At 63.6% G+C, this 9,461-nt stretch carries 8 protein-coding genes; 3 read left to right on the top strand and 5 right to left on the bottom strand.

Translation table 11 applies throughout. The features are described 5' to 3' along the window. Positions 1-385 precede the first annotated feature (385 nt). The 3 genes from ABIB95_RS44650 (at position 386) to ABIB95_RS44640 (ending at position 2,867) form a co-directional block, all read left to right on the top strand. Entirely contained in the window at positions 386-1,231 is an 846-nt protein-coding gene (locus ABIB95_RS44650) for a CmcJ/NvfI family oxidoreductase (protein ID WP_283017457.1), read from the top strand. 102 nt (positions 1,232-1,333) lie between these two features. Then, positions 1,334-1,648 carry a septal ring lytic transglycosylase RlpA family protein gene (locus ABIB95_RS44645; protein WP_071910599.1) on the top strand — a complete coding sequence of 105 codons (315 nt, stop codon included), beginning with the start codon at positions 1,334-1,336 and terminating at the stop codon, positions 1,646-1,648. A 49-nt stretch (positions 1,649-1,697) separates the two neighbouring features. Beyond that, complete coding sequence (locus ABIB95_RS44640; RefSeq protein ID WP_354248862.1) at positions 1,698-2,867, top strand: Gfo/Idh/MocA family protein; 1,170 nt, start codon at positions 1,698-1,700, stop codon at positions 2,865-2,867. Positions 2,868-3,071: 204 nt separating this feature from the next. Here ABIB95_RS44640 and ABIB95_RS44635 read toward each other — a convergent pair whose 3' ends face one another. The 5 genes from ABIB95_RS44635 to ABIB95_RS44615 all read right to left on the bottom strand — a co-directional run bounded on the left by ABIB95_RS44635 (position 3,072) and on the right by ABIB95_RS44615 (position 9,461). Beyond that, positions 3,072-4,382, bottom strand: a complete 1,311-nt coding sequence (locus ABIB95_RS44635; RefSeq protein ID WP_354248861.1) for an ABC transporter substrate-binding protein — start codon at positions 4,380-4,382, stop codon at positions 3,072-3,074. A 161-nt stretch (positions 4,383-4,543) separates the two neighbouring features. Then, on the bottom strand, positions 4,544-5,593 hold the full coding sequence (locus ABIB95_RS44630; protein ID WP_354248860.1) for a methyltransferase: 1,050 nt from the start codon (positions 5,591-5,593) through the stop codon (positions 4,544-4,546). A gap of 187 nt (positions 5,594-5,780) precedes the next feature. Beyond that, positions 5,781-7,016: an ABC transporter substrate-binding protein gene (locus ABIB95_RS44625; RefSeq protein ID WP_354248859.1), complete on the bottom strand. Its 1,236-nt coding sequence runs from the start codon at positions 7,014-7,016 to the stop codon at positions 5,781-5,783. Between the two features lie 40 nt (positions 7,017-7,056). After that, positions 7,057-8,535 carry an ATP-binding cassette domain-containing protein gene (locus tag ABIB95_RS44620; protein ID WP_014493138.1) on the bottom strand — a complete coding sequence of 493 codons (1,479 nt, stop codon included), beginning with the start codon at positions 8,533-8,535 and terminating at the stop codon, positions 7,057-7,059. Continuing rightward, the gene (locus tag ABIB95_RS44615) at positions 8,535-9,461 is read right to left on the bottom strand and encodes a branched-chain amino acid ABC transporter permease (RefSeq protein ID WP_354248858.1); all 927 of its coding nucleotides are present in this window, start codon (positions 9,459-9,461) and stop codon (positions 8,535-8,537) included. Before ABIB95_RS44615 ends, ABIB95_RS44620 begins: the two co-directional genes overlap by 1 nt.

The raw sequence follows: 9,461 nt of genomic DNA, 5'->3' as shown, positions 1-9,461 counted from the left end.
AGGGCGACAACTACAGATCTTGGCAGGCAATTGCCGGGACCAAGGCATTCGCTCCTGACGTCTTCAGCCTCAAGAGCCGATAACGCAACGGGCCCCTTGTGGGAGAGGGTGGCTCGCCGCGATAGCGGCGAGACGGGTGAGGGGTATCTCTCCGCGTACTCGCCTCTCACTATTGAGTTCGCGGAGAGATACCCCTCATCCGGCGCTTCGCGCCACCTTCTCCCACAAGGGGAGAAGGGGAGTAGCGTACGCCGGGTTACCGTCGAAACATTTCTTCTGCGTTCCTCACCGCCGACAACAGCCCCATTGCTATTTGTACCGCCTCCCTTGCACCGCGCCGCATCCCGTCAAAAATCAGACAGACGACCACATCGGGAGACCGGCCATGGGCCTGCAAGAAACAAAAATCGAATCGCTTCCCTTCGTCACTGCCGAACTCAACTACCTCGCGCCGGTTTCCGGCAAGCCACGCACCTATGCTTTCGATCCGCCGCCGGGCGAGCCCAAGAGCACGTCGTTGCCGGAGCCGCATCAGGTCCCGATCTTCGACGCGCGCCTGATCGCGGACAATTTCTCGCTCGATCGCGAGGGCTTTGCGCTGGTGCGTCACCCGACGCAAGTGAAGGACTTTTACAACGACGAGGAAATCCGGGCGGTCTATTATCCCGCCGTCGAGGCGTTCCTGCGCGCGACGCTGAAGGCCGACCGGGTCGTCATCTTCGATCATACCGTGCGCAGGCGTGTCGAGGGGGCGGCGGATATTCGCGACGGCGGCCCGCGCCAGCCTGCGACGCGCGTCCATGTCGACCAGACCGCCGTCTCCGGCGCCAACCGCGTGCGCGAGCATCTGCCCGACGAAGCCGACGCGCTTTTGAGGGGGCGTGTGCAGGTGATCAACCTCTGGCGGCCGATCCGCGGACCCTTGCGCGATTCACCGCTGGCGATGGCAGACGGCACGACCGTCGCGCCCGACGATCTCGTCGCCTCCGATCTGATCTATCCCAATCGCCGCGGCGAGACCTATTCGGTGAAATACAATCCGAACCACCGCTGGTTCTATTTTCCCGAGATGGCGCCGGACGAGGCGCTGCTGCTCAAGTGCTATGATTCCGCAACCGACGGCCGCACCCGCTTCGGGCCGCATACCGCCTTCGTCGATCCGACCACGCCGGCCGATGCGGCGCCGCGCGAAAGCATCGAGGTCCGCACGCTGGTGTTCCATAAACAGTAACAATGTGTGATGGCACTGCCGGGCGCGCCCGGCAGTGTTCCTGGAACTTACCGGAACAAATCGACGTTTGCAGCGCCGGGCAGGGCAACCGGGAGCGGTGCCGTGCGAACGCAGACGACGTTATTCTTCAGTCTGGCCACTTTTTCGCTTTCTGCATTTTCTGTCGCGCAAGCCGAAAGCGGGCTTGCCTCATACTACGGTTACGGAAAAGCCGGTAAGGGCGGCGAACTGACCTGCGCTCACCGCACGCGCGCGTTCGGCAGCGTGCTGACGGTGTCCTACGGTGGCCGGTCGATTCAGTGCCGCGTCAATGATCGCGGCCCGTTTATCCGCGGCCGGATCGTCGATCTCTCGGTGCCGGCGGCCAAAGCGCTCGGCATGATGAGCGCCGGCGTGGTGCGGGTCTCGGTGGAATAGGCTGGCCGTCGCGCTATAGTGCCGCCCAACGCAAGGCTAAGGGGGGGCTATGGCCAGGATTCGGGTGGGGCTTGTCGGCTGCGGCTTCGTGTCGGAGCTGCACATGTATGCGTTCCGCCGCGTCTACGGTGTGGATGTCGAGGTCGCGGCGGTCGCGGCGCGCGGCGATCATGTCGTTGAATTCGCCGGCCGCCATGGTATTCCGCGGGTCTATCGCAGCTTCGCCGAACTGATCGCGGACCGCGAGCTCGATGTCATCGACATCTGCACCCCACCCAATCTCCATGCCGACATGATTGTCGCCAGCATGCAGGCCGGCAAGCACGTGATCTGCGAAAAGCCGTTCGCCGGCTATTTCGGCCGGGCAGGCGACGCGCAGCCGATCGGCAAGCATGTACCGAAGGCGCTGATGTATGAGCGGGTGCTGGAGGAGATGGACGCGACCCGCGCCGCAATCGAGCGCACCGGAAAACTCTTCATGTATGCCGAGGACTGGATCTACGCGCCCGCGGTGACCAAGACCGCGGAGATCATCAGGGCGACGAAAGACAAGATCCTGTTCATGAAGGGTGAGGAGAGTCATTCCGGCTCGCACGCCGCGCATGCCGCGCAATGGGCGATGACCGGCGGCGGCTCGCTGATCCGCATGGGCTGCCATCCGCTCTCGGCCGTGCTTTATCTCAAGCAGGTGGAGGCCAGGGCGCGCGGCGAAACCATCCGCGTCGCCAGCGTCACCGGCGATGTCGGCAACGTCACGGCCGTCCTGAAGCCCGAGGAGCGCACCTACATCAAGGCCAATCCGGTCGATGTCGAAGATTGGGGCACGCTGACGGCGACGTTCTCCGACGGCACCAAGGCGACCGTGTTTTCCGGCGACATGATCATGGGCGGCGTGCGCAATCTGATCGAAACCTACACCTCCGGCGGTTCGCTGTTCGCCAACATCACGCCGAACACGCATCTGATGAGCTACCAGACTAGCGAGGAGAAGCTCGCAAGCGTCTACATCACCGAGAAGGTCGACCGTAAAACCGGCTGGCAATATGTCTGCCTCGAGGAGGAGTGGACGCGCGGGTACTTGCAGGAGATCCAGGACTTCATGGAATGCGCCGCGAGCGGACGGCAGCCGCTGTCGGACCTCGCACTGGCGTATGAGACGATCAAGGTGAACTACGCGGGCTACTGGGCCGCGGAGGAGGGACGGCGGGTGGTGTTGTAGGGCCGCTGAAGAGACCGCAGGCACGCTGCCATCCCTTCTCCCCTTGTGGGAGAAGGTGGCGCGGAGCGCCGGATGAGGGGTCTCCCTCCGCGAGTTCGAACGTAAGAGATTTGCTTGCGGAGATAACCCCTCACCCGCCTCGCCGCTACGCGGCGAGCCACCCTCTCCCACAAGGGGAGAGGGGAAGAGACCGTCCGCATCACCTCACGCCCCGTAGGTCGAGCCCTTCGGCAGCGGAAACACCGGGTCCTGCGTGCGGATGTTGGTCGGCCACACCACCGAGATGCGCTCGCCGGCGTTCTGCATCACCACTGGCGTCGAGCGTTCGTTCTGGCCGGACAGCGGCGTGCCCGGCGGGAAGAATTTGACGCCGTAGCCCTGGATAGTGCCGCCGGCGGGAATGTCGACGTCGAGCGCGGCCTTGCGGATGGCCTCGGGATCGAAGCTGCCGTATTTCTCCTTGGCGACCGGCAGCACGTTGTTGAGCAGCACCCAGGTCTGGTTGAAACCCATCGAGCAGTGTGGCGGCACTTCGGTCGCGCCGGTCTTGGCCTTGTAGCGCGTGACCATGGCGTTGGTCAGATCGCCGATGCCCGGCGCGAGCTTTGCGGGATCGAGCAATTGCGCCGGCACCGGATCGATGTTGCAGAAATTGTCGATGTCGGCGCCGAAGGTCGCGCGCAGCTTGTCGAGCTGGCTGTAGCCGGCGCCGGCGCCGAACAACATCTTGAAGCGCAATCCGCTCTCGCGCGCCTGGCGCAGGAACAGGGTGATGTCGGGGTTGTAACCGGCATGCGAGATCACGTCGGCCTTGGCGCGCTTGATTTTCGTAACGAGCACCGAGAGGTCGGGCGCCGAGGCGGAGTAGCCCTCGCGCAGCACCACCTGGATGCCGGCCTGCTTGGCGTAGGCCTCGTCGGCCGCCGCGACGCCGACGCCATACGGGCCGTCCTCGTGGATCAGCGCGACCTTGACGTACTTCGGATCCATACCGAGCTTGCCTTGCGCATGCTCGGCGAGGAAGCTCGCGAAGGCCTGGCCATACTGGTCGGAATGGATCTGCGCGCGAAACACGTATTGCAGATTCTTGTCCTTGAACACGGCGGTCGAGACCGCGGTCGTGATCCAGAGGATCTTCTTCTGCTGCTCGACCTTGGCCGCGAGCGGCACCGCATGCGAGCTCGCATAGACGCCGTTGATGATGTCGATCTTCTCCTGACTGATCAGGCGTTCGGCCTCGTTGATCGCAACGTCGGGTTTGCTCTGGGAATCCGCGGCGACCGGAGCAATCTTGGTCTTGCCGCCGACACCGCCTTTCTCGTTGACGAGATCGATCGCGATCTGCGCGCCGATTGACGAGGCGACCGAGCCGCCCGCCGCGAACGGGCCGGTGAGGTCGTAGATCAGGCCGATGCGCAAATTCTCGGCTTGCGCCTGGGCCCGGGTCCAATCGAGGCTGAGTGCGGCGGCGGCAGCCGCCGAGCTCTTCAGCAACTGCCTGCGTGAAGTCGGCATCCTATCCTCCCTCAAAACCCGTCTGTTGATTGGTCTTGTTATTTTTTTACGAATTATGGGGAGCGGGACGATGGAAAGTCAACATGGCGAAAGGTCGATAGGCGGGTCATGGCGCAGAACGCAACTGCGAAGACGGACTGCATCGAGCGATCTGCCCGATCTCAGTTCGTGTCGGAGCGCATGGCCTCGAATACCGCAAAGCCTGCACCGTCGAGCAACGGCACCACCCTCGCCAATCGGAATCCGGCCTGCTCCAGCAGGGATCGATATTCGGCGTCGGTGCGCTCCATGCCGGAGACATTGACCAGCATCTCCATGTCGATATGGAGCACGCGCATGGCGTCGCGATGATCTGGCTCGATCCGTCGTTCGATCAGCAGAACCCGAGCATGTCCTGGCATTGCCGCGCGAAGATTTCGCAGGATTGCCAGCGATTGTTCGTCATCCCAATCATGGATGATCTGCTTCAGAATGTAGGCGTCTGCGTCTGCCGGAATGGTTTCAAAGAAGCTCCCGCCGATGATCTCACATCGGTTCTTGCCTCCAATCGCCTCCAGAGACGCGCCGGCTACGACATCGGGAAGGTCGAACAGCACGCCTTGCATGGTCGGGTGATCGGCCAGAATCGTTGTGAGCGTGAAGCCATGTCCGCCGCCTATGTCGACGATGCGGCCTATCCCGTGAAAATCGTAGTGCTTGAGAAGCGCGGTGGCCAACCGGGCGGAGCTGGTTGTCATCGTCGCGTTGAAAATCGCAGATAGCTCGGCGTCCTCGCGCAAATAGTCGAAGACCCCGGTCCCGTGTGCGTAATCGAAGGCATGCTGGCCGGTCTGTACAGAGTGCAGAAGATGGCTCCAGGATTGCCAGTGCGATTCGCTGAGCCATAGCCGCACCACCGGACAGATCGAAGCTGGGATATCGGCGCGGAGGGTAGACCCAAGCGGTGTCAGCGCAAACTGCTTCGGAGACGTCTCGTCGAGCAGGCCGGCACCGGCCAGGAAGCGAAGCAGCCGGTAAAGGGTCGGAGCATGGCTTCCGGTCGTTGTCGCGAGATCGTCGCAATGGCGCGGGCCTGCCGCCAGGTGATCCGGAATGCCAAGCTCGACGGCAACGCGCAGGGCCTGCGAAATGCGGTACCCACCGATCAGCCTGAATATCTGGGCGAAATCTTGAGGTGCCGGGGATTGTCCGGGAGAGATGCCTGCGTCCATCTGAGATGCTCCGCTTCATCACCGGCGGGGTAGATGGCGGAGGTGGCGGCAAAACGTCAACGTGACCCAAGGTCGCTACGAGCCGGCCGCGGCGCAGCATGCTTCTTGAAGGACAAAGATTCTTGAAGGACAAAGAAAAGCCCACCGCTCGCGAATGAGCGGTGGGCCTGATGCCGGGACGAGCCGGTTACTGCGACAGCTTCACGAAGGCGGGAAACTTCAGCTTGCCTTCCGCGATCTTCTCGGGCCAGACCACGACCTGCTTGCTGTCCTGCCACTGGAAGACGAGGCCGGACACGGTCGTGGGACCGGACTTGATGCCGTGGGTGAACTCGTCGTCCTTGCCGTAGAACTGGATGCGGCCGATCGTGCCCTCGTAATCGGTCTTCTCCAGCTCGGTGACCATCTTGTCGGGATCGGTCGAGCCTGCGCGCTTGATCGCTTCGGTGATGAAGTAGACCTCGTCATAGGCGGTGTAGCCGGTATAGGCCGGCGGCGTGCCGAACTTGGCCTTGAAGGCGGCCGCGAACGGTTTTGTCTTGGCGGTCACGGCGACGTCGGGTGTTGCCACCGCCAGCGACGGCACGCCGTCGGCGGCGCCATTGGTGTCCTTCCAGAAGGTCGGGCTCAGCGCCTGTGCGCTGATGCCGAACATCGGGATCGGCACCTGCTGGTTCTTCCACTGCACTGTCGGCTGCACGCCGACATGGGAGATGCCGGTCACGATCACGTCGGGCTTCTTGCCCTCGATGTTGTTGAAGATCGGCGTGAAGTCGGTGGTATCGGGCGAGAAGCGCACATGCTCGACGACCTTCAGGCCCGCTTTGGGCAGGCAGGCCTCGTAGCCGACGTCGAGCGGCTTGGTCCAGGCCGCGTCCTCGCTCATGATCGCAACCGTCTTGAACTTGAGCTTGTCGACCAGAAGATCCTTGGCGGCGTCGCAGACGAGCTGGGCTTGCGCGGCCGAAGTCAGATAGCCGTGGAAGGTGTACTTGTTCTTCTCGTAGTCGTTGTGGATCGCCTTGGTGATCTCGTTAGAGGCAGCGCCGGGTGTGATCAGCGGCATCTTCAGTCGCGCCGCCCAGGGCTCGAGCGCGAGAACGACTTCGGAGATATAGCTCGCGATCACGGCGGAGACCTTGTCCTCGCTCACCGCGCGCTGGAAGGCGCGCACCGAGTCGGCCGACGAGCTCTTGTTGTCATAGGTGACGATCTCGACCTTGCGGCCGAGAATGCCGCCCTTTGCGTTGATCTCGTCGGCAGCGATCTGCGCGCCGCCCGGGGTCGCAGCGCCCGCGATCGACTGCACTTCGGCGATGACGCCGATCTTGATCGGATCGTTCGACTGCGCATAGGCGGGTGCGGCAAGGCACAGCGCCAGTGCGGAGGTGAGGAGGCTGCTGCCGAGGATTGAAGGTCGCATGGTCGTTTCCCTTTCTATGTTTTTATTGATGTTGACGGACTTAAAGAAAATCGGCGCCGGCTTCGCTCGCGAAGCGGCCGGGATCGCCCTCCCAGACGATGCGGGCGTGCTCCAGCACATAGACGCGGTCGGCATGCGGCAGCGCGAAGGTGACGTTCTGCTCGCCGAGCAGCACCGTGATCGCGGTGGTCTGCCGCAGCTTCGTCAGCGCCTTGGACAATTGCTCGAGGATGACGGGCGCGAGGCCCAGCGTCGGCTCGTCCAGGATCAGGATCTGCGGCTGCATCATCAACGCGCGGCCGATCGCGAGCATCTGCTGCTCGCCGCCGGAGAGCGTTTGTGCCATCTGGCCTTGGCGCTCCTTCAGGATCGGGAACAGCTCGAACAGCCAGGCGAGCTGCGCGGCGCGCTTGTCGTCGGAGAGATGCTGGCCGCCGAGATCGAGGTTTTCGCGCACGCTCATCTCGCCGAACAGCTCGCGCGATTCCGGGCATTGCACGAGCCCGCTGCGGGCGATTTTCGCGGGGCTCGTGCCACGCAGTCTGTCGCCACCGCGCACGATCTCGCCGCTGTAGGGCAGGAAGCCGGAGATGGTGTTGAACAGCGTGGTCTTGCCGGCGCCGTTGAGGCCGACGACGGAGACGAACTCGCCCTCGTGGACGTGGATCGAGACGTTCTCCAGCGCCTGCGCCTTGCCGTAGAACACGCTGACATTCTCGACCTGGAGCAGCGGCACCTTGTCCTTGAAGCTGGTCTCGGGCCGCGCATGGGTCTCAATGGCGCCGCCGAGATAGACCCGGCGCACCGTCTCGTTCTTCATGACGTCGTCGGCCTTGCCGGTGACGATTTCCTCGCCGAGATACATCGCGAGCACGCGGTCGACCAGCGCGGCGACGCTCTTGACGTTGTGGTCGACCAGCATCACGGCGCGGCCCTCGTCGCGAAAGCTGCGGATCAAGTCGGAGAAGACATCGACCTCCGCCCGCGTCAGCCCGGCAAAGGGCTCGTCCACCAGCACGACCTTTGGGTCACGCGCGATCGCCTTGGCGAGCTCGAGCCGGCGCAGATCGGCGAAAGGCAGCGTCGGCGGTCGGCGGTTCATCACGCTGCCCAATCCGACGCGGTCCGCGATCCATTTGGCGCGCTCGACCAGCGCCTTGTCCGGGAACAGCATGAACAGGCTGTCCGGCAGCAGCGCGACCATGATGTTCTCCAGCACGGTCTGCCGGTTCAGCGGCCGCGAGTGCTGGAACACCATGCCAAAGCCTTTGCGCGCGATCTTGTGCGCGGGCAGGCCGGCGACGTTCTCGCCCTCGAAGATGACTTCGCCCGATGTCGGGCGTTCGATGCCCATCACGCTCTTCATCGCGGTCGACTTGCCGGAGCCGTTCGGCCCGATCAGGCCGAAGATCTCGCCGGCGTTCACCTCGAAGCCGAGGTTCTTCACCGCCGTCAATCCACCAAAGCGTTTTGTCAGGCCGCGGACGTCGAGCACGGGCCGGTTTGCGATCATATCCATCACGAGCGCGCCTCACGCGAGAGGGCCGCTCCGAGGAAGCCGCCGGGGAAGAACAGCACGACGAGCAGCGCGACCGCCGAGACGATGAAGGTCGCGAGCTCGCCGGTCGGCCTTAAGAATTCGCCGGCGACGATCAGGAAGATCGCGCCGAGCGCGGCGCCAAGCACGGTGCGCCGGCCGCCGAGCACGGCCGAGACGATCACGTTCACACCGACCGCGACGTCGACGACGGTGCCGACCGAGGCGGTGCCGAAATAGAACACCAGCAGCGCTCCGGACAAACCAGAGAAGAACGCGCTGACGATGAAGGCAGCAAGCTTGTGCTTGACGATGTTGAAGCCGAGCGCGCCGGCCTGCACCGGATCCTGGCCGCTGGCCTGGAGCACGAGGCCAATCGGCGATTGCGACAGGCCGTAGAGGATCGCCGCCGAGATCGTCATGAAGCCGAGCGCGATCCAGTAATTGGCGCCGGCGTTGATGGTGATCACGTCGGGGATGGTCAGGCCGATCTCGCCGCCGGTGAGATCGGCGAACACCACGATGAAATTCTGTAATATCAACACCGCGACGAGCGTGGTCAGGCCGAAATAAGGCCCGCGGACCCGGAGCGCCGGCAACGCCAGCACGAGGCCAGCGATGACGGAGGCGAGCGCCCCTAACACGATGCAGAGATAGACGGACCAGCCGAACTGTGCGTTGAGAATGCCGGCCGTGTAGGCGCCGACGCCGATCAGGAAAGTGGGCCCGAAATTGACCTCGCCCGCGAAGCCGAACAGCAGGTCCCAGGCCATCGCGAACACGCCGAAATAGAACGCGACGGTGAGCAGGCCGAGCACGTAGCCGGAGACGTAAAGCGGCAGCGTTGCGGCGATGATGACGAGCGCGACCGAGATGACGAACAGGCGGGAGGTGAAGAAGGTGGACAT

It is taken from the genome of Bradyrhizobium sp. LA2.1 (assembly GCF_040547725.1).
GTDB classification, from domain to species: Bacteria; Pseudomonadota; Alphaproteobacteria; order Rhizobiales; family Xanthobacteraceae; genus Bradyrhizobium; species Bradyrhizobium barranii.
This window is presented reverse-complemented; position numbering and strand designations above follow the sequence as displayed.